Genomic DNA, 19179 nt, shown 5'->3' with positions numbered 1-19179 from the left:
GTTAAAAGTTAAAAATCAAAAACTCAAAAGACTCGCTTTTAACTTTCAATCTTTAATTTTTAAATAGCCTTCTACCACACAATCTGCACCCACCGCGCGCCAAGAAACCCGCTCTAAAGTCAAAGCCTCAGTCATTGCCGAAAAGCCCAAATCTCCCACAGGAGTTGGAGCTCCTTGGCCACCGACAATTTTAGGAGCAATAAAAGCCATAATTTTTTGAACTGCACCCTCAGTAATTGCCTGAGCCGCCAAAGTGCCACCGCACTCCCAGAGTACAGAAAGAAAAGATCGATCGTACAAATAAGCCATAACATTAGTCGGTGTCAGAGGCGAGAGCTCCACAACTTCCACCCCTTTGGCAATCAAAAATTCCTGAAATTCCGGGTTAACCCCAGGCTCAGTCAGCACCAAAGTAGCCGCCACAGAGGTTTCCCACAACCAAGCAGACTTCGGCAAATCCAAAGTGCGGCTCATCACCACCCGCAAAGGATTATTCCTATCAGGCTTGTGACTCGTCAGTAGGGGATTGTCCAGACGCACCGTATTTCCCCCAACAATCACAGCATCGCAGCCGACGCGCACCCGGTGAACCTCGCTCCGAGCCTCCTCGCCTGTCACCCAAGCGCTGTGGCCGCTACTGGTAGCAATTTTACCGTCCAAAGTCATTGCATATTTCAAAATTCCAAAAGGCCGGCGGTGCAAAATCCGGTGCACAAACGCCTCGTTGAGTTTCTGGCAAGCTTCCCCTTCCACTCCCGCCACCACTTCAATGCCAGCCTCTCGCAACCGAGCTAGCCCAGTTCCAGCTACCAAAGGATTCGGATCGACCATGCCAGCCACTACTTTTGCCACCTTGGCCTTAACTAAAGCTTCGGAACAGGGGGGAGTCCGGCCGTAGTGGTTGCAGGGTTCCAGGTTCACGTAGACGGTCGCTCCTTCGGCGAGTTCCCCCGCTTCCCGGAGCGCAAAAACTTCGGCGTGAGGTTGACCGGCACCGGGATGAAACCCTTCGCCGACAATCTTGCCGTCTCGGACAATTACAGAACCGACAAGGGGGTTGGGTGCGGTTTTGCCGAGAGCACGGCGAGCCAATTCTATGCAGCGGCGCATCATGGCTCGATCGAACTCTTGAACTTCGCTGTTTTCCAGTTGTTTTGTACCTTGCTGCTGTCCGTTAGTTAAGCTGGCGATCGCTTTAGCGTGCGCCGGAAAAGTTTCCATAGGATTTTGGTATTATATCTATCCCTGAGTGTACTGAACTTTGATGCTAATTTTGGCTGCGATCCGACGATCGATTGCGGCTGGGGCAAACTGTACGTTACCAGGAGTGAAGGGCAATTTAGGGCATCGATCCGGCACGCCCGATCGAATAGCTTTAACATGAGTAAAGAATAGCAGGCGCTTGAGAAAACAATGAGTCAGGACATGAAGCGGGAATTTGCCAGCCGCGACGAATTAATTGCCTACGTGCGTGAACAGTTCCCCGAAGCCGCCGCCCAGGATAGTAACGTACCCCCAACCCCAGGCGGGCGCAAAGCAGCCGAGACAGCCCTGCAACAAATTGACCCTGGCAAATACGCCTCAACCCGCAATTTCCTCAACGGTGCGGTAACGCGCTTGTCGCCCTATTTGCGCTACGGAGTTTTGAGTCTTGCGGAAGTCCGGGATGCCGTACTGGAGAAGGTGCGGCATCCAGAAGAGGCCGTAAAACTCGTCAACGAGTTGGGTTGGCGGGATTATTGGCAGCGACTGTACGCCGAATTGGGCAACGGGATTTGGCAAGACCGGGAACCCTACAAAACTGGTTACACTGCTAAAGATTACAGCGAAACTCTGCCACAGGATGTCGTCGAGGGCACGACTGGTTTGGTTTGCATCGACAGTTTCAGCCGCGAGTTGCGAGAAACTGGTTATTTGCACAATCACCAGCGGATGTGGACTGCCGCTTATCTCGTACACTGGCGCCGCGTGCGTTGGCAAGCCGGAGCTCGCTGGTTTTTGCAACATTTGCTAGATGGAGATCCGGCGAGCAATAATCTTTCTTGGCAGTGGGTAGCGAGCACTTTTAGTCACAAACCTTATTTTTTTAATCGGGAAAATTTGGAGCGTTACACTAAGGCGGTTTATTGTCGCGATTGTCCTCTGTATGGGCAATGCGATTTTGAGGGAACTTATGAATATTTGGAAGGGCAGTTGTTTCCTAATGGAGAAAAGGTCGATCGTAGTGGCGGTTCTAAAAGTTGGCAAGGCTCTAAAAAAGGTAGCAGAAATTAAAAATTCATTAGTCATTAGTCATTAGTCATTAGTCATTAGTCATTAGTCATTAGTTATCAACAGTCAACTGTCAACTGTCAACAGTTAACAGTTAACAGTCAACAGTCAACAGTCAACAGTCAACAATTACCAATTTATGAACAATCCGATTATTTGGCTGCACGGTGACTGCTTGAGTCCTGAAGGCCCGGCTTTTCAAGCGCACCCACAGGCACCGGCAATCTGGGTTTGGGATGATGCGCTCATTGATGAATGGCAGTTGAGTCTCAAACGAATGGTGTTTATTTACGAATGTTTGCTGGAGTTGCCGGTAGTTATTCGGCGGGGCGATGTGGCTGCAGAAGTTATCGCTTTTGCGATCGAATCCGGCGCGAATCAAGTGGTAACTGCGGAAAGTCCCAGTCCTCGGTTTCAGGATATTTGCCGGGAAATTAAGCGATCGCACCCAGTAGAAGTTTTGCCACCGGAACCCTTTGTCCGCTACGATGGTTACATTGATTTGAAGCGTTTTTCTCGCTATTGGCGCGTCGCTGAAAAATATGTTTTCTAATTGTAATTGGAAATTGGAAATTGGAAATTGGAAATTGAAAAGAGGTGTTCTTTTCTCTTCTTCCCTCTTCCTTCTTCCTTCTTCCCTCTTCCTTCTTCCTTCTTCCCTCTTCCTTCTTCCTTCAACTCCCCTTCAAACGCTCCAACAGCCATTGAAATCTCGATGCCGCCAAATCGGGATTTTCGACATTTTCCGGGATAGCGCCCTCGTCGTCGGGTTCTTGATATATTAAACCATCACTATCATCGCCAAAACGTTTGACTGTACCCCGCAGTCTCGACGACAGAAATTTGGTAATCGCCCGATAAAACCGCAGGGAAAAAAGCACGTCTTTCTCTAGTTTTTCAGTTAGCAGCCGCCGGGGAATTGACAGGATGAGGCACTCTTCAATTGCCGTGACGCTAGCAGAAGGAAGCCTCCCGTCTACAAAAGACATTTCGCCCAAAACTTCCCCGGAAATAATTTTTCCAATTTCTTTGTCGCCCAAAGATGATACAGAAACGCTCAAAGTTCCCTCCAGAACTATGTACAGGGCGTCTAAGGGCTTACCTTCGGTGATCAGGGTTGTGCCGGGGAGGACTTGGGTGCGGGTGCCGTTGGCGAGCATCCAATCGATGTCGCGATCGCTCAATTCGCCTAATATGACTAGAACTTTGCTCATAAAGTCAGGTTGAGATGAGATAATTTGTATTTTTTTACTTGTTTAGTTGCGTGCTGTTGTGAGATGGTCAGACCCTGAGCGAAAGCGAAGGCTAAACTTTACAAATAGAACACTAAATTTTACACAATTTTCATAAAATTCCGTAATTTTTACACGATCGACCCACAAATATTTCTCGGATCGGTGGTATTATTCTACATTAATTGTCATGGACTGTGCAGCAGCCGATCGCGTTGTATTAACTGCACTTGCGGTGGACGGCGGGGCTGCCAAAACAGTTTTGAAAGCTTGTTGTCTCTTGGTTTCGAGCTGGTGCGCCCTCAAAAACCGGATTTTTCCGGCGTGGCTGCGAGTGCAGCGCCCCCAAGTACAGTCTTGTAGAATGCAAGCCAGACGCGCGATCGACCCATCAATTAAACAGGATTAAGAATGGAATCATCCCTAGGATTGATTTTTTGCCGATCGATCTGTAAATTAAAATTAGCCTCTAAACCCGCCGTCCGTTCTTGAATCTAATCAGCTTGAGAGTTGACTATTCAACGGTAAAATGGCAATCTAGGAACAACACAACTCATATTTGTGTCTTTTTTGAGCAAAGCTCTCGACGGTCGCCCTCAAACACTTACACTTTTAACACACCCTTCATTGAGGAGTTTCTATGAATAGTCTATTTTCCAAGTCTACTTTTGCGTTAATAAATCTTGCAGCTTTAGCTGTTTGTTGCAGTAGTATGTCAGCGAAAGCTGAAACTGGCAACTTGCCCGATGTCGCTACAAGTGCAACAATAGCCGCTCAAAATATTGACCAAATTTCTGAGCCGACGGCAACTTCAGCAGTTAAACCCGACGCAGAAACAACGGCTAGTAATAAAAAAATTGATTCAATCAGTTGGAGCGAACTAACAGAAGCGGCAGAGCCAGCAGCCTCTGAATCGGCCACTAACTCGCAAGTATCTATGGCTGCACCCGAAAAATCGGAAGCAGCAACATCTGAAATTGCTGAGACAGAAACGGCGCCAAATACCTCCATTGCTGCTGAGACCCAAAAGTCGGAAGAAACCGCTAAAATTGCTGACAATGGTGTCAAAGTTGAGTCAAAAGTCGAGACTGCCAAAAAGAGCGATCGACCTACCTCCATTGTTGCCCAAAGCAATAATCTTGAAGTAACAGCAACGAAGGAAGAAAAAGAAGTCAAAACAGCACAAGAATTGTTGAGCAATCCTGTCAGCACTTCCGCCTCAGCTTTGACAAACCAACCCAAAGTTGCTGAAAAACCGGCAACTGTCTCCGAACCAACTGAAAAAGTGGCTCAGGGAACTCAAATTCGACCAGGCCGAGCTACCCGTTCTGGACCCAGCTACATCGGCATTGGCGGCAATCTTGGTTTTGGCGGAGATTCAGCTTTAGGCGACGGTTCATTTGCCATTATTAGCAAAATCGGTTTGACAAACAATTTGTCGGTGAGGCCGACTGTTTTGTTCCAGGACGACTTAGCTTTTCTAGTTCCCGTTACCTTCGATTTTGTATCTCAAAATACCGTCGAAGTCACCGAGGATTTTGTGATTACTGCTGCTCCTTATGCAGGTGCTGGCGTAATAATTTCTACCGGGGATGACGGTACTTTGGGCTTCCTGATTTCGGGGGGTGTAGATGTGCCGCTGACGAGAAATTTTACAGCAACAGCGGGACTGAATGTTGGTTTTGTAGACGGAGCTGAAGTGGGATTGTTAGTCGGTGTCGGCTATACGTTCCCGAATATTGCCCGGTAGTGTTGCTGTTTGAGCAAACGCAGGACAAATAAATAGGCGCGGGGTTGGCTGTCGGAATACAGTCAACCCTTTTTGATGATGGAAAATTTGCCTATGCGATCAATGTAGGGTGCGCCATAAGCACAGACCGGTAATGTAGGTTGCGTCATCAGCACAGAGCGCCGATATTGATTTTTGTGAAAGATATAATGATGGTGCGATCGTACTTTCTCACCAACCACCCGAAAAAACCGTGACCAAAACAGAAATCTTAGCAGCACTCAAAAATCTGACAGCAGAAGAACGCCTAGAAATTATCGAAACAGCTTCGCGGATGATGCGCGAAGAAATAGAAGAAAAAGCCCAGCGTAAAGCCGAGAGAAAGCAGAAACTCAGAGCTGCAGCAGAAGCAGCAGTAAAAGATTATATGCCGGGAGGCGCTTTACATGATTTGTGGTCGGCTGACAGCGAACCCTATTTTGACTCCGAGGAAGAATACCTTAATGCAGGGATAAAAACTAATGCGTAGAGGCGAAATCTGGCTGGTTGCGCTTGAACCTACTGTGGGCGCCGAAATCGGCAAAACCCGTCCGGTAGTAATTGTCAGCGATGAAACGGTGGGAATTTTGCTGCTTGAAGTTATTGTTCCTATCACTGACTGGAAAGAGCGATACACCGAGAGAAATTGGATGGTTCGACTAGAACCCAGTGGCGAAAATGGCTTGACTAAAGTCTCCGCCGCCGACGCTTTTCAAGTCCGTTCCGTTTCCCAACAAAGATTTGTCCGACAACTCGGAACCCTGTCCGAGACAATTATGGAAGAAATTGCAGAAGCACTGACAATTGTTCTGGATCTAGATTGAATAACTAGGCAACAGCGTACAAATAGTGTTATTTATAGATAGATTGTATGGCGCGATGGCCTAAATGATTCCTATACAACTTACACTCAAAAATTTTCTCAGCTATCGCGAAGCTGCTTTAGACTTTCGCGGCTTGCACACTGCTTGCATTTGCGGGCCTAACGGTGCTGGCAAATCCTCCCTCTTAGAAGCCATATCCTGGGCACTTTGGGGCTGTTGTCGTAGCGATACAGAAGACGATATCATCCATATCGGCGAAACAGATGTCCGCGTTGATTTCACTTTCTCGACCGGCGGCCAAATCTACCGGGTGATTCGCAACCGTCGGCGCGGACAATCGGGAAGTTTGGAATTTCAAGTCAGCTTGAATTCGGCCGAGAGTGAGGAAAAACTTAATTTTCGCACGCTCACAGACAAAGGTCTGAGAACAACTCAGCAAAAAATCCTCGAACACATCAAACTAGATTACGATACCTTCATCAACTCGGCGTATTTGCGGCAGGGGCGAGCTGATGAATTTATGCTCAAAAAGCCGATCGAACGCAAACAAGTTTTAGCCAACCTGCTCAAGCTCGACTCCTACGATACTTTATCCGACCAAGCCAAAGATAGCTCCAAACAATTTAAAGCTCAAGTCGAAGTGCTCAAACAGAGTTTGCTAACCGTACAAGAGCAACTGCAACAAAAAGAGACGATCGCCTCCGAACAAACTCAATTGCAGCAAGCAACCGATTTGCTTCAGCAGCAGCAGCAAGCCGACACAACCGAGTTACAGCAACTGCAACTCCAGCACCACAACCGCCAAACTTGGCAAAAACTCCTCGCCGGCCACCAGCAACAGCACTACAATATCACTCAAGAATGCCGCCGCTTGCAGCAGGAACTCAGCGCAGCCAAACAGCAGCAAAATGAGCTGCAAGCCCTCCTAGAACAAGAAAAGGAAATAACAGCAGGCATCGCGTATTTCCAAAGCTTGCAAGCCACAGAAGAAACTCTGGCTGGCAAATTCAAGGTTAATCAACAAGCCCAAAATCAGCGTCAGCAGTTGCAAGAACAGCAACGGCAAGAACTGAGCTTTTTGCAAAGCAAAATTCAGCAGTTGCAAGCTCAATTAGATGTTTTAGAACAGGATGAAAAAGATGTTCTGGAAATTCTCAAACAGCAGCCGGAGGTTGACAAAGGACTCGCACAGTTGCAAGCAGTTCGATCGCGCCTCAACGAACTAGAGCAACTGCAACTGCAAGTTTCGCCGCTGCTACAACAGCAGCAGCAAAAGCAACAAAAGCTCGATCGCGCCCGCGCTGGTTTAACCGCCCGCTTAGACGAAATCAACCGACAGGTGCAAGTTCAGCAGCAGCAGCGACAGCCGCAATTACAGCAGGAAATCTCGGCCATCGCCAATCAAATTTTGCAGTTGGAAAACAAGCGAGTTTATCAGCAGCGAGTTCGTGAAAAAGGTCAAGAAAGGCACGACTTTCTAGGAAACCTGCAAGCTAAAAGCCGCGACTATCAAACCAGACTCGCCGAGATCGACCAAAAACTGCAACTGCTGCGGAAACATGAAGGAGAAACCAGTGCAGGTGAAGGTAAAGTCTCGAATTTTGCGGAAAACGAGCCATCGAATTCGCCTTTAATGGTGCGGGATGTAAATTTTGGCAATTGTCCTTTGTGCGATCGACCTTTAGACGAACACTACTGGAATTTGGTAGTCACAAAACACCACACCCAACAGCAGGAAATCTGGAACCAACTGTGGGTTGTGCGCGAACAGTTGGCCGTCTCCGAGCGCGAAATTCAAGTTCTCAGACATGAATACCGCGAACTAGAAGAGGAATTAGCGCCCTACCAAGAATTGCGGGAACGCCGCAGTCATTTACAAGCACAATTAGATAGCCTGGGCCAAGACGAAAACCGACTGCAAAGTATGCGTCAAGACGCGGCAGAAATCGAGCGGTTGTTACGCACCGGCGAGTATGCAGCCGAGGATTTGGGCGAACTCCAGCAAATCGAACAGCAACTGCAACAGCTCAATTATAGCGATCGCAGCCACTCCCTCGCCCGCAGCGATGAAAAGCGCTTGCGGTGGGCGGAAATTAAGCAAGCTCAAATCAAAGATGCTCAGCAGAAACTGAATAAAATTAATGCCCGCCGCCCGGATTTGCAAACTCAATTAGCCACCGTACAGCAACAGTTAGAACAGCAAAAAAATAGCTCGGAAATACAGCAGCAAATTCTGTCTTTAGATAGATACATTGCGGAAATTGGCTATAATTTGGAACAGCACGAACACGTCCGCAGCGAAATGCGCCGATCGCAGTTTTGGATTGCGCGCGCCGAAAAATTGCGATCGGCAACTGTGCAGTACCCGCAAGTGCAGCAGCGGGTTAATGAAATAGCAAATTCCATCGCAGTGCGGGATCGAGATTTGCAAGCTGTCAGCGCTCAAACTTCCGCGATGAACCAGCAATTGCAAGAACATCCCGATCCCACAGCCAGAATAAGTGCGATCGAACAGCAAATCAGTCGCCGCCGCCAGCAGCTAGACCAACATTTGGGAAGTCTCGGACGCCTCCAGCAGCAGCAGCAAAATCTAGAAACTCTGCAAGTTCAGCTAGTAGCTCAAAAAGAGCAAATGCAAGTTGCCAAACGCCAGCAGCGAGTTTATCAAGAGTTGGGTCAAGCATTTGGTAAAAATGGCATTCAAGCTTTAATGATTGAAAATGTTCTGCCTCAACTTGAAGCTGAAACAAATCAGATATTGTCGAGATTGAGCGCGAATCAATTGCACGTTCAATTTATTACTCAGCGGGCTGCTGCTTCTAAAAAAGCAACTAAATTGATTGACACTTTAGACATTTTAATTGCTGATGCTCGCGGTACTCGCGCCTACGAAACTTACTCGGGCGGTGAAGCTTTTCGGATTAATTTTGCGATTCGGCTGGCGCTGGCGAGACTGCTGTCTCAGCGGGCGGGCACGGCTTTACAAATGTTGATTATTGATGAGGGGTTCGGGACTCAGGATGCTGAAGGTTGCGATCGGCTGATTGCTGCAATTAATGCGATCGCCTCCGACTTCGCCTGCATCCTCACCGTTACCCATATGCCCCACCTGAAAGAAGCTTTTCAAGCCAGGATTGAAGTAAGCAAAACTGCTCAGGGTTCTTGCATCAACTTGTCCATTTAAAAGGGTTGGCGAGCCGGATGGAAGGAGGAGAAGAAAAAAAGTTCAACATATCAGTATTTTCACCTTCTATTTTCTGTGGGCATTCGGTATTTTTACCTTCTGTTTTCTGGATAAGTGCCTAATGCCTTCGGTGATACTAATTTCCCAAAAGAAGCAACTGTACACCCATCATCCAAACCATGATGGAATCAGTCATTGCCAATCCAAAATCTAACATCTAAAATGGTATTAGTCGTCTCCCTCGCCGACTTTTTTGGGCTGCTGACTTTGTTAACAAAGCTAAATTAAAAATAAGATTATAGAATAAGAATAGCTTAAGGTGTGTAGAATTTTTTATTCTTCTGTCCGCTCCGCAGGAGCGTGAATATTGCTACAGATGACAACAGACTCTTTCAACCTGTCTCTCCTAGAGCGGGCGATCGCAGCGTCGAGCAACAGCATCCTCATCGCCGATGCTCGCAGGCCTGACATACCTATTATCTACTGCAATCCTGCTTTTGAGAAACTGACCGGTTACAGTGCCCAAGAAGTTATTGGACGCAACTGCCGGTTTTTGCAGGGCCCCGATACCGATCAGGCCGAATTAGACAAACTTCGCAGCAGTTTACGATCGGGAACGGAAATTCAGGTAGTTCTCAAAAATTACCGCAAGGATAAAACTCCTTTTTGGAATGAATTAATGGTTTCCCCCATCTTAGACAATGAGGGAAAATTAACTCATTTTATCGGAGTTCAGAACGATATTAGCAAAAGAGTAGCCGCCGAAACAGCGAGGGAAGAAAGCGAAGAAAGATTGCGGGCGATCGCCACTGTGACTCCCATTCCTATGTCAATTACGCGCATAGAAGATAGCGTTATTTTGTATGCAAATCCTGCCCTCGGAGCAAGTTTAGGTTTGAGTCATGAACAACTTATCGGGCGCAAAAAAATTGCACTTTATGCCAATATCAATGACCGCCGTCAATTGATAGGATTAGTCAAACAAAACGGCTTTAGCGACAGCGAAGAAATCTGCCTCAAGAAAGGAAATGGCAGTTTTTTTTGGGTAAAAATGTCGATGCGAGCGATTAATTTTAATGGCGAAGCCGCAATTTTATCGGCATTTCACGATATTACCGATCGCGTAGAAGTAGAAACCGCACTACGGCAAAGCGAAGCTAGGTTTCAAAAACTAGCCGCCAACGTTCCTGGGATGATTTATCAATTTCAGTTAGCAGCAGACGGCACTATGTCCTTCCCCTACGTCAGTTCCGGCTGCCGGGAACTCTGGGAATTAGAGCCAGATGTACTCCAAAACTCAGCTATTCCCGCGATCGAAATGATTCATCCAGACGATGCGCCAAGCTTCCAGGAATCTGTTGGTATCTCAGCTAAAACTTTAGAGCCTTGGCGGTGGGAAGGCAGATTTGTTTTTCCGGGCGATCGGATTAAGTGGATTAGCGGAGCTTCCCGGCCAGAACAGGGCGAAAAAGGTGACATTATTTGGGACGGCGTGTTGATTGACATTAGCGATCGCAAACTTGCAGAATCAGCACTGATCCAAAGCGAAGCCAGATTCCAAAAAATGGCCGCCAACGTGCCGGGAATGATTTATCAATACTTGCTGCATCCCGACGGTTCCGATGAATTCATTTATGTAAGTTCAGGCTGTTGGGAACTCTACGAATTAGAGCCAGAAAAAATTCAAGAAAACTCCGGTTTAATGTGGTCAATGGTGCATCCAGAAGAGCTAAAACCCATGTTAGAATCAATCACAATTTCCGGGAAAACTTTAAAACCTTGGATATATGAAGGGCGGATCGTAACCGGATCGGGAAAACTGAAATGGATTCGCGGCATCGCCCGCCCCGAAGCGCAGCCTGGGGGCGATATACTGTGGGAAGGGGTGACAATCGACATCAGCGATCGCAAGCTAGCAGAAATCGCCCTCAGCGAGTCAAAAATCGCCCTGCAACAAGCCAATCAAGAACTAGAAAAGCGCGTCCTAGAACGCACGGAAGCCTTGGAAACATCCCAAAAAATGCTGTGGTTAGTAATCAATAACATTCCTCAGTTAATTGCCTGGAAAGATCGAGATTTAGTTTACTTGGGAGGCAACAAAAACTTTGCCAAAGTCGCAGGTTTCAATCACCCCAGTGACATCGCTGGTCTCACCGACTTCGATATGCCCTGGAAGCCGGAAGAAACAGAATTTTTTCGATCCTGCGACCGCCGCATCATGACAACCAACACCCCTGAATATCACATCATAGAATTCAAAATGCAAGCCGATGGCACCCAGCGCTATCTGGATACAAATAAAATACCTTTACACGACAATTCAGGCAATGTTGTCGGCATTTTGTCTACGTTTGAAGACATCACAGATAGGCTTTTCCTAACAGCTAAAGTCCGGGCCAGCGAGGAACTATTTCGCACAATTTTTGAAGATGCACCCATCGCTATCTACTTAGCTAATTTAGACGATAACAAGTTAGTGCGAGTCAATAAAACTTACTGCGAAATGCTGGGATATACTGCAGCAGAATTGCTCGCCCAAACATCTATTGAACTTGGGCATCCCGAAGATTCACCCAAAAATCTCCAAGTTGCTGATTCTCTTAAGCGGGGAGAAATTACTCACTATCAAATTGAACTCCGCCAGATTACCGCTACAGGTAAAATTGTTTGGGTAAACGTGACAGCTACTTTGATTCGAGACGGTGAAGGACAACCTATTTACAACTTAGGGATGATTGAAAATATAACCAATCGCAAAATTTCCGCCGCCGCACTCCAAGCTTCTGAATCTCAATTAAGAAAACAAGCCGCCCAATTGCAAGAAGCTTACGAACAACTACAAAACGCTCAAATCCAATTAGTTCAATCCGAAAAAATGTCGAGTCTCGGTCAGATGGTGGCTGGGATTGCCCACGAAATCAACAATCCGGCAACTTTTATTAACGGCAATATTTCTCATACCTACAACTATTTTCACGATTTAATTGAACTGTTAAGTCTCTACCAGGAATGCTATCCGTCCCCAGTACCTCAGATTTCTGAAAAAGTTAAGGACTTAGAGTTAGACTTTCTCAAGGAAGACTTGCCAAAAATGCTTAATTCCATGAGAGTAGGAGTAGAAAGAATCAGTAATATTGTGTTGTCGCTGCGGAACTTTTCGCGACTGGATGAATCAGAAATGAAGTTGGTAGACGTTCATGAAGGGATTGACAGTACACTATTAATTTTGCAGCACAGATTGCATCAGGCAAGTATAAAAAGTGGGATTGAAATTATTAAAGAATACGGAAAAACATCCAAAATTTACTGTTGTGCGGGTCAGTTGAACCAGGTATTTCTAAATATTATCAGCAATGCGATCGATGCTCTCGAAAACCAACCGGAACCTCGGACGATCGTGATTCGCACCCTCATGAAAAAAGCTGGGTTGAAAAGCCACAGTAAAAACCAGCTCAGTGATTGCGATCGCATTGTAATTTGCATCGCCGACAGTGGCCCGGGAATGAGCGAAGAGGTTCGCAAGCGGCTATTTGACCCGTTCTTCACCACCAAGCCCGTAGGGGCTGGAACCGGCTTAGGATTATCCATCAGCCATCAGATTGTGGTAGAAAAACATAAGGGAAGCCTGCAGTGCATCTCAGCGCCCGGACAGGGAGCGGAATTCTGGATTGAAATCCCCTGCTGAGCGATCGTCCATTAATCTAAAAGTTTAAATATCTAACTTTTAATTCCCAATTGCCGTCGGTGCTTGAGTTATCAGGGTTTTGAATTAACCGCACTCAGAGACCGGAACAAATCGCACTCAGCGGTGTGCTAATCTGCTGCCCTTATTCGCTAGGCAATTATGCTGAAAAAACTACCTTTATCCTGGTCTCGCTACATTCCAGCCGGGTTGACGCTGGCTTTGGGTGTCGGGCTGTCGGCCCTGGCATTCGCCTTGGTTTGGGACTGGGAAGACAAGCGCCGCGACTACGAAATGCACCGCCGCATCGACGATATTTCGATCGGCATCGAACGCCAGCTCAACTCCGACTTAGATACTGTTCTCGCCCTCAGCGACTACATGAAAGCCTTCAGCGCCGTCGAGCGTTCCTCTTTTGCGAGGTTTGTCACCCGTCCCCTATCCGTCCACCCCAGCCTGCAACTCCTGGCTTGGGCCCCCCGCGTCCCCAATTCGCAGCGGCGCAACTACGAAACCAAAGCTAGAACCGAAACAGAACCCAGCTTCGAGATTACAGAGCGCGGCCCGCGAGGAGAACTCCGCAAGGCCCTCCAGCGTTCCGAATACTTCCCGGCTTTCTACGTCGAACCACCAGCCGGAAACGAGACAGTATTAGGCTTTGACCTCGCCTCCCACCCAGAAATCCGCGCCGCGCTCGATCGAGGGCGCGATACAGGAGAAATGATTGTCACCAACTACATCGGCTTAACTCAGGGCACTTCCCCGGAACAGGGTCTTTTGGCAATAGTTCCGATTTACGAAAACAGCAGTAACCCGACTACCCTGGAATCCCGTCGCCAATTGCTACAAGGATTTGTTCTGGGCGTATTCCGAGGCAAAGATATTTTCCAAACCTCTTTAAAAGGACGCAATACCGACTACCTCAATATTTATCTCGTTAGCGAGGCTCCAGACAAGCAACAAGCACCCTCGCTATTACCCCAAACGGCCAACCCGGTTCTCAAAAATCTCCCTGCTGAGAGGCAAATTCAGCAATTTGCGGTGCAGTTCCAATCCGCGAGCCAACAAGTGCTTCCAGCATCAGCCACTGCTGACCGATCCCTGATGCAAAACTGCCCGATTCTTGACAATCCAGGCCCGAACTATACAGCTTGCAGAAGGCGGCTGAAAATTAGCGGCCGCCAGTGGTCTATGTACGTGTCTGCAACGCCGGAAATTCGGAGGATTCGCAAGCACTGGCGTTCTTGGGGAACTCTGACGATGGGGATGCTGTGGACTCTGATTCCGGTGACATATATGCTGACATCTTTGAGCCGCACCGCCCAAATCGAAAAGCTAGCCCGAGAAAGAATTCGCCAAGCCGAACAGTTGCAGGCTGCTTACCTACAGTTGGAACTCGAACAAGCTAAATCCGAGCAACTGCTGCTGAACGTTTTGCCTGCTGCGATCGCCCTGCGTTTGAAGGACAATGAACACAATATCGCCGAAAGTTTTGCGGAAGTAACTGTGATGTTTGCCGACATTGTGGGGTTTACAGAGCTTTCGTCGAGAATTTCAGCGACGGCGGTGGTGGAAGTGCTCAACGATATTTTTTCGGCTTTTGACCACTTGGCCGATCGCCATGGTTTAGAGAAAATTAAGACTATTGGTGACGCTTACATGGTTGTCGGCGGTTTGCCTACAGCCAGAGAGGATCACGCCGAGGCGGTTGCGAACATGGCGATCGATATGCTGCACGAAATTAGGCTGCTGAGTTTAGAACATTCGGAACCTTTCAGCATTCGGATCGGGATTAGCAGTGGCCCTGTCGTTGCCGGCGTTATCGGCTTAAAAAAGTTTATTTACGACCTCTGGGGCGACACAGTAAATATTGCTTCGCGAATGGAATCCCACGGGATTACCGGCTGCATTCAAGTCACCGCCGAAACCTACGAGATATTAAAAGATAAATATACTTTTCAGAAGCGCGGCGCTATTCAAGTTAAGGGCAAGGGATACATGGTTACTTATTTACTGACTGGGAAAAAAGATTATTAATCCAGCCCAAAAACGGATACAAGCCTCCGACTGCCCGATCGACTCAGACTTTCGATCGCAAAGCTAAAATAGTCTAAGCTCAAGGTATTCTATCACCCGTGCACTAACTGAGGAAAAACCATGACGACGCTGCTAATTCAAACCCAAAGCGTCCCACTGACGGTCAATTTTCCTGCGATCCAATCGATGACTGTTGAACAGTTTTATGAATTCTGTCTCGTTAATCGCGATTTGAGAATTGAGCGTACTGCCAGTGGGGAAGTTATTATCATGTCACCAGCTTTTTCAGATACAGGGAACCGCAACATTAAAATTGCTCAGCAACTTGCGAACTGGGCTGAACAAGATGGCACAGGTGAAGCGTTTGACTCCAGTGCAGGCTTTACCTTGCCAAATGGAGCAACCCGATCTCCCGATGCCTCATGGATTAAACTAGAGCGCTGGAATGCCTTAACTGAAGAACAAAAAGCCTCATTCGCACCGATTTGTCCAGACTTTGTGATTGAATTGCGGTCTCCTAGTGACAATCTCAAGGAATTGCAAAACAAGATGCAAGAATATATTGAGAACGGTGTATCGCTAGGCTTTTTGGTCGATCGCAAAAACAGAAAAGTCTACATCTACCGTCCCGATCGCGAACCTGAAATATTAGATAATCCTGAAACAGTCAGCGCCGATCCAGAGTTACCGGGATTTGTCTTGCGGATGGCAAAAATCTGGTGATTTAGATTGTTAAACCATACTCAAAGACATCAATTCATCAGTCATTTCAAAATTCGCCGTCACACTTTGCACGTCGTCCAAATCTTCCAGTGCATCCATTAACTTCAGGAGCGATCGAGCTTTTTCAGGAGTGTCTATTTCCACGGTATTGCTCGGAATCCAGCGAGTTTCCGACTGCAAAACTGCCAAGTTTTTGTGTTTCAAAACATCAGCCAACTGTTCCAAATTAGCCACACTTGTAAATACCTCTGCACCTTCAGTATCCTCATCAATTAATATCAAATCATAAGATTCCGCAGCCGCCTCTAGCGACGCTTCAAACAATTGTTCCTCATCAATCGGGCCGCGTACCGTACAAACTCCTTTGTGGTCAAACATCCAGCCCACACAACCAGTTTCGCCCAAGTTTCCGCCATTTTTAGTAAAAGCTTCTCGCAAGTCAGCCGCTGTGCGGTTGCGATTGTCTGTCAGCGCTTCAATCAGAATAGCAACCCCGCCAACGCCGTAACCTTCGTAGCGAATAGCTTCTAAATCCGAACTTCCCCCCGCCAAGCCCGCACCTTTGGCGATCGCCCTTTCTATGTTTTCATTAGGAATATCCGCCGCCTTGGCTTTTTCAATAGCCGTCCGCAGTTGAAAATTGCCAGCGGGATCTGGAACTCCGCTGCGGGCCGCGACAATAATTTCGCGAGATATTCTAGCAAAAACCTTGCCTTTAACGGCATCAACTCTCGCTTTTTGGCGTTTAATATTCGCCCACTTACTGTGTCCTGCCATACCGATTTAAGATTTTCGATTTAAAATGTGCGATCGAGATTAAACAATAACACCCAGATTCGGACTAATCAGATTAATGTAGGGTGCACCTCGGCGCACCTTACACACATAGCATAAAATGCGATTTTTCGCACGAATCTCAACTTTAATTAAACCGGATCACGGCTTCAGAGTCAGTCAGGTGAGAAGTATCGCCATTAAGTGCGATCGACCATTCTCCCTCACCCCGTACCACTTTCACCAAACAGCACAAAGAAGCGTTAATTTCCGTTTCCGCACAGCCCGCCAGCCCGATCGCAGTTCCTAAAACCGACGCACCGTGACCTACCAATAGCATATCTTCTGGAAACTCAGCCGCGAGGCGTTTAGCAGTTTCCCCCGCCCTTTTGAGACAAGCTTCCCCAGTTTCGGGATAATTAGCAATACCGCCTTTGTAGGAAGCATCAATCCTGGGAAAACGCCTGCACAAAGCTTCGACTGACTCTGTTTCCGGCATTTCTGTCATCCATTCCGGATTCAGCCATTCGCACAGTCCCCACTCTAATTTTATCGACAAATCGAGAGCTTCGGCAGCATGATTTGCTGTTTGGACAGTTCGCAGAAAAGGGGAAGCAAAAATATGAGAAATTCCTTCACCTTTGAGGCGATTGGCGAGTTGTTTAGCTTGAACGTGACCGTCTTCGGAAAGGTGGGGATCGTAGCGGTGTTCTGCGGTGATAAACCAGTCGGGGTTAACGAAGTCGATGCGGTTTCCGTGTCGTGCGATCCAGACTGTTTGTGGCATGAGTTGGTTTGAGTTTGGCTTCTTGATGTAATATTATATCAAGGTTTGGTAATTGGATTTGTTTCCCAGCTATTGATGAGGTTTTGTTAACCGCAGATGCACGCAGATAGACGCAGATGGATTGGGTAAGGGGTGATGGGTGGCGATCGCTTTAGCTTTCATTAAATTTTTGATAGCCACTTATCCAAGGATAAATTTATCAATGAGTCGAGAGAGTGATATGGCAAAGTAAGTTCTTTAAATTTTGAATAATAAAAATTATTTACTCCATGAACTACTCGGTTTATCTCTGTTTCTGATATATATTCTTCTATACATCTCACTTCTTCATATGTTGCCAACTGGGAATCAATAATTTTTTTATAGGCTTGCCAAGCAGTATCAATATTACTTTGCTTGATTTTTTCATAAATATTCTGCCTTTCGTATTCATTATTTTTATAGTTATCGGGATTTAAAATAGCACTCATTTTCCAGCCGCGATATATGATAGTTTTTTTTGTCGCTGATATTTGTCTGCCCACTCCACTTTTAACATAACCTTCGATCAATGCCTTGTCATTCCAATTTGTCCAAATTCTTGCTCTGCCAATAGTGTTACTTGTCAGGCCTTTTAATGGCACCCATAGAAATAAGATTATAGTTCCTTTGCTATCCGAACATAACTCAGCACAGAATTTACTATTTTTACTGTTTCCCTTTCCATACTTGATACTCCCAGCCGACACAACTTCTTCCATCCGCTTATCAAAACAGAGTAGTTTCTGCCTAGTTTTTAATATTTCTTGCTGTTGACTAAGATCGCAATTACTCAAAAGTTTCAACAGTGCTTTGGGTGGACTGGGTATGTTCTCTGTGCTTTCTCTTTCTCGATATGTAATCTCTACTCGTGCAATATGTTCGGCATCTACATCTTTAAAGTGTAAATATAATTTTTCCCCGTCAGGAACGATCGCAAATTGCAAAAATTGAAAAAATAGCCCGTGATACTTCCTGTCTGTAAAAGTATCCCTGTGAAATTTGGGAGTAATTGCTATTAAGCGAACGGGTTGAGCGTAATCCACGCGATCGGCAAAAGGTTTGTGTTCCAACAAAGCATCGTAATAACGGGTTAACTGCTGAACGACATATCTATCTTCGCCGTTTTTCAACTCCAGCACAACTAACCGTTTATTCTCGTCCACCGCTATAATATCGCATCTTTGCTCGTTGACAGTGAATTGCCGCTTGATGACTGTCAAACCGAGCAAGATCTGCAAGTGAACTTCGACAAAATCCTCTAAGGCTTCTTCATTTGCAAATTCCCACCCAGACCCTGTTTTCCTCAATGCGGCGCTGCTTAGCATTTTGACAATTCTTAAAGTCTTTAACCAATTTTACCACTAATGTCTGCAGTGCGCTGGGGGTTTAAATAAACCCCGATCGCCCTGACAGCTTCCCAGCCATCCCGCAACCAAATCGCTTTTAAGTGGGATCGCTATAATAGTAACTATTCGACACCCCCATCTCTTGACAAATTATCAAAGATATGTTCATCAGTGAAAGCGATCGCACTACCATTCGCTCAGTCGTAGAACAGCAACTGCAAGCATTTCAAAAAGACGATGCTGCTGGGGCTTTTTCCTTCGCCAGTCCCGGAATTCAGCAGCAGTTTCGCACCGCCGAAAACTTTATGCACATGGTAAAAATTGCCTATGAAGCTGTCTACCGTCCGCGATCGGTATTATTTGAAAACCTCACCACTGTAGAAGGAATTCTCGCTCAGCCGGTGCTGTTGCTGGACTCGGAAGGCATCCCAATCCGAGCCATTTATCTCATGGAAAAACAGTTTGATAATAGTTGACGAATTAATGGCTGTTATTTGGTTTCCATAACAGCATAATAAGTTATTATTACT

Annotated in this window: 17 protein-coding genes; 11 read left to right on the top strand and 6 right to left on the bottom strand. The window is 46.7% G+C overall.

The window, feature by feature from the left end:
- Positions 1 to 45 precede the first annotated feature (45 nt).
- Positions 46 to 1221: a bifunctional diaminohydroxyphosphoribosylaminopyrimidine deaminase/5-amino-6-(5-phosphoribosylamino)uracil reductase RibD gene (ribD, locus tag QUA36_RS16510; protein WP_333458423.1), complete on the bottom strand. Its 1176-nt coding sequence runs from the start codon at positions 1219 to 1221 to the stop codon at positions 46 to 48.
- Between the two features lie 192 nt (positions 1222 to 1413).
- Between ribD and QUA36_RS16505 the strand changes: the two genes are divergently transcribed.
- Both QUA36_RS16505 and QUA36_RS16500 read left to right on the top strand, forming a co-directional pair.
- Positions 1414 to 2274 (top strand): FAD-binding domain-containing protein, encoded by an 861-nt coding sequence (locus QUA36_RS16505; protein ID WP_333458422.1) that lies wholly within the window; start codon positions 1414 to 1416, stop codon positions 2272 to 2274.
- Between the two features lie 136 nt (positions 2275 to 2410).
- Positions 2411 to 2824, top strand: a complete 414-nt coding sequence (locus tag QUA36_RS16500) for a hypothetical protein (protein ID WP_333162788.1) — start codon at positions 2411 to 2413, stop codon at positions 2822 to 2824.
- Here the strand turns inward: QUA36_RS16500 and QUA36_RS16495 are convergent.
- Positions 2821 to 2976, bottom strand: a complete 156-nt coding sequence (locus tag QUA36_RS16495; RefSeq protein ID WP_333458421.1) for a hypothetical protein — start codon at positions 2974 to 2976, stop codon at positions 2821 to 2823. The two genes, QUA36_RS16500 and QUA36_RS16495, sit on opposite strands and share 4 nt — an antisense overlap.
- Complete coding sequence (locus tag QUA36_RS16490) at positions 2946 to 3485, bottom strand: cyclic nucleotide-binding domain-containing protein (RefSeq protein WP_333162786.1); 540 nt, start codon at positions 3483 to 3485, stop codon at positions 2946 to 2948. Before QUA36_RS16490 ends, QUA36_RS16495 begins: the two co-directional genes overlap by 31 nt.
- A gap of 208 nt (positions 3486 to 3693) precedes the next feature.
- On the opposite strand from QUA36_RS16490, the gene QUA36_RS16485 reads away from it, so the two are divergent.
- The 8 genes from QUA36_RS16485 to QUA36_RS16450 all read left to right on the top strand — a co-directional run bounded on the left by QUA36_RS16485 (position 3694) and on the right by QUA36_RS16450 (position 15721).
- Positions 3694 to 3912, top strand: a complete 219-nt coding sequence (locus QUA36_RS16485; RefSeq protein WP_333162784.1) for a hypothetical protein — start codon at positions 3694 to 3696, stop codon at positions 3910 to 3912.
- 231 nt (positions 3913 to 4143) lie between these two features.
- Entirely contained in the window at positions 4144 to 5253 is a 1110-nt protein-coding gene (locus tag QUA36_RS16480; RefSeq protein ID WP_333458420.1) for a hypothetical protein, read from the top strand.
- A 232-nt stretch (positions 5254 to 5485) separates the two neighbouring features.
- Positions 5486 to 5761 carry a hypothetical protein gene (locus QUA36_RS16475; RefSeq protein WP_333458419.1) on the top strand — a complete coding sequence of 92 codons (276 nt, stop codon included), beginning with the start codon at positions 5486 to 5488 and terminating at the stop codon, positions 5759 to 5761.
- Entirely contained in the window at positions 5754 to 6095 is a 342-nt protein-coding gene (locus QUA36_RS16470) for a type II toxin-antitoxin system PemK/MazF family toxin (protein ID WP_015175564.1), read from the top strand. The genes QUA36_RS16475 and QUA36_RS16470 overlap by 8 nt, the downstream gene beginning before the upstream one ends.
- A gap of 64 nt (positions 6096 to 6159) precedes the next feature.
- Entirely contained in the window at positions 6160 to 9279 is a 3120-nt protein-coding gene (locus QUA36_RS16465; protein ID WP_333458418.1) for an SMC family ATPase, read from the top strand.
- Positions 9280 to 9655: 376 nt separating this feature from the next.
- Positions 9656 to 12964: a PAS domain S-box protein gene (locus QUA36_RS16460; protein ID WP_333458417.1), complete on the top strand. Its 3309-nt coding sequence runs from the start codon at positions 9656 to 9658 to the stop codon at positions 12962 to 12964.
- A gap of 159 nt (positions 12965 to 13123) precedes the next feature.
- Positions 13124 to 14998, top strand: a complete 1875-nt coding sequence (locus QUA36_RS16455) for an adenylate/guanylate cyclase domain-containing protein (protein ID WP_333458416.1) — start codon at positions 13124 to 13126, stop codon at positions 14996 to 14998.
- A gap of 120 nt (positions 14999 to 15118) precedes the next feature.
- Positions 15119 to 15721, top strand: a complete 603-nt coding sequence (locus tag QUA36_RS16450) for a Uma2 family endonuclease (protein ID WP_333458415.1) — start codon at positions 15119 to 15121, stop codon at positions 15719 to 15721.
- A 9-nt stretch (positions 15722 to 15730) separates the two neighbouring features.
- Here QUA36_RS16450 and QUA36_RS16445 read toward each other — a convergent pair whose 3' ends face one another.
- From QUA36_RS16445 to QUA36_RS16435, 3 genes are all read right to left on the bottom strand, one after another.
- Positions 15731 to 16498, bottom strand: coding sequence for a YebC/PmpR family DNA-binding transcriptional regulator (locus QUA36_RS16445; protein ID WP_333458414.1), 768 nt, complete (start codon positions 16496 to 16498; stop codon positions 15731 to 15733).
- Positions 16499 to 16643: 145 nt separating this feature from the next.
- Positions 16644 to 17282, bottom strand: a complete 639-nt coding sequence (locus tag QUA36_RS16440) for a histidine phosphatase family protein (RefSeq protein WP_333458413.1) — start codon at positions 17280 to 17282, stop codon at positions 16644 to 16646.
- A 161-nt stretch (positions 17283 to 17443) separates the two neighbouring features.
- A complete protein-coding gene (locus QUA36_RS16435) occupies positions 17444 to 18628 on the bottom strand; it encodes an endonuclease NucS domain-containing protein (protein WP_333458412.1) in 1185 nt (394 codons plus the stop codon).
- 182 nt (positions 18629 to 18810) lie between these two features.
- Between QUA36_RS16435 and QUA36_RS16430 the strand changes: the two genes are divergently transcribed.
- Complete coding sequence (locus QUA36_RS16430; RefSeq protein ID WP_333458411.1) at positions 18811 to 19125, top strand: DUF4864 domain-containing protein; 315 nt, start codon at positions 18811 to 18813, stop codon at positions 19123 to 19125.
- The last annotated feature ends 54 nt before the right edge of the window (positions 19126 to 19179 follow it).

This window comes from Microcoleus sp. Pol10D4 (assembly GCF_036701555.1).
GTDB lineage: Bacteria > Cyanobacteriota > Cyanobacteriia > Cyanobacteriales > Microcoleaceae > Microcoleus.
Note: the sequence above shows the minus strand (reverse complement) of the source record. Positions and strands in the feature narration are given on the sequence as shown.

Coding starts and splice junctions, on each gene's coding strand:
- ribD (WP_333458423.1), bottom strand. CDS start 1,221: ATGGAAACTTTTCCGGCGCACGCTAAAGCGATCGCCAGCTTAACTAAC.
- QUA36_RS16505 (WP_333458422.1), top strand. CDS start 1,414: ATGAGTCAGGACATGAAGCGGGAATTTGCCAGCCGCGACGAATTAATT.
- QUA36_RS16500 (WP_333162788.1), top strand. CDS start 2,411: ATGAACAATCCGATTATTTGGCTGCACGGTGACTGCTTGAGTCCTGAA.
- QUA36_RS16495 (WP_333458421.1), bottom strand. CDS start 2,976: ATGGCTGTTGGAGCGTTTGAAGGGGAGTTGAAGGAAGAAGGAAGAGGG.
- QUA36_RS16490 (WP_333162786.1), bottom strand. CDS start 3,485: ATGAGCAAAGTTCTAGTCATATTAGGCGAATTGAGCGATCGCGACATC.
- QUA36_RS16485 (WP_333162784.1), top strand. CDS start 3,694: ATGGACTGTGCAGCAGCCGATCGCGTTGTATTAACTGCACTTGCGGTG.
- QUA36_RS16480 (WP_333458420.1), top strand. CDS start 4,144: ATGAATAGTCTATTTTCCAAGTCTACTTTTGCGTTAATAAATCTTGCA.
- QUA36_RS16470 (WP_015175564.1), top strand. CDS start 5,754: ATGCGTAGAGGCGAAATCTGGCTGGTTGCGCTTGAACCTACTGTGGGC.
- QUA36_RS16465 (WP_333458418.1), top strand. CDS start 6,160: ATGATTCCTATACAACTTACACTCAAAAATTTTCTCAGCTATCGCGAA.
- QUA36_RS16460 (WP_333458417.1), top strand. CDS start 9,656: ATGACAACAGACTCTTTCAACCTGTCTCTCCTAGAGCGGGCGATCGCA.
- QUA36_RS16455 (WP_333458416.1), top strand. CDS start 13,124: ATGCTGAAAAAACTACCTTTATCCTGGTCTCGCTACATTCCAGCCGGG.
- QUA36_RS16450 (WP_333458415.1), top strand. CDS start 15,119: ATGACGACGCTGCTAATTCAAACCCAAAGCGTCCCACTGACGGTCAAT.
- QUA36_RS16445 (WP_333458414.1), bottom strand. CDS start 16,498: ATGGCAGGACACAGTAAGTGGGCGAATATTAAACGCCAAAAAGCGAGA.
- QUA36_RS16440 (WP_333458413.1), bottom strand. CDS start 17,282: ATGCCACAAACAGTCTGGATCGCACGACACGGAAACCGCATCGACTTC.
- QUA36_RS16435 (WP_333458412.1), bottom strand. CDS start 18,628: ATGCTAAGCAGCGCCGCATTGAGGAAAACAGGGTCTGGGTGGGAATTT.
- QUA36_RS16430 (WP_333458411.1), top strand. CDS start 18,811: ATGTTCATCAGTGAAAGCGATCGCACTACCATTCGCTCAGTCGTAGAA.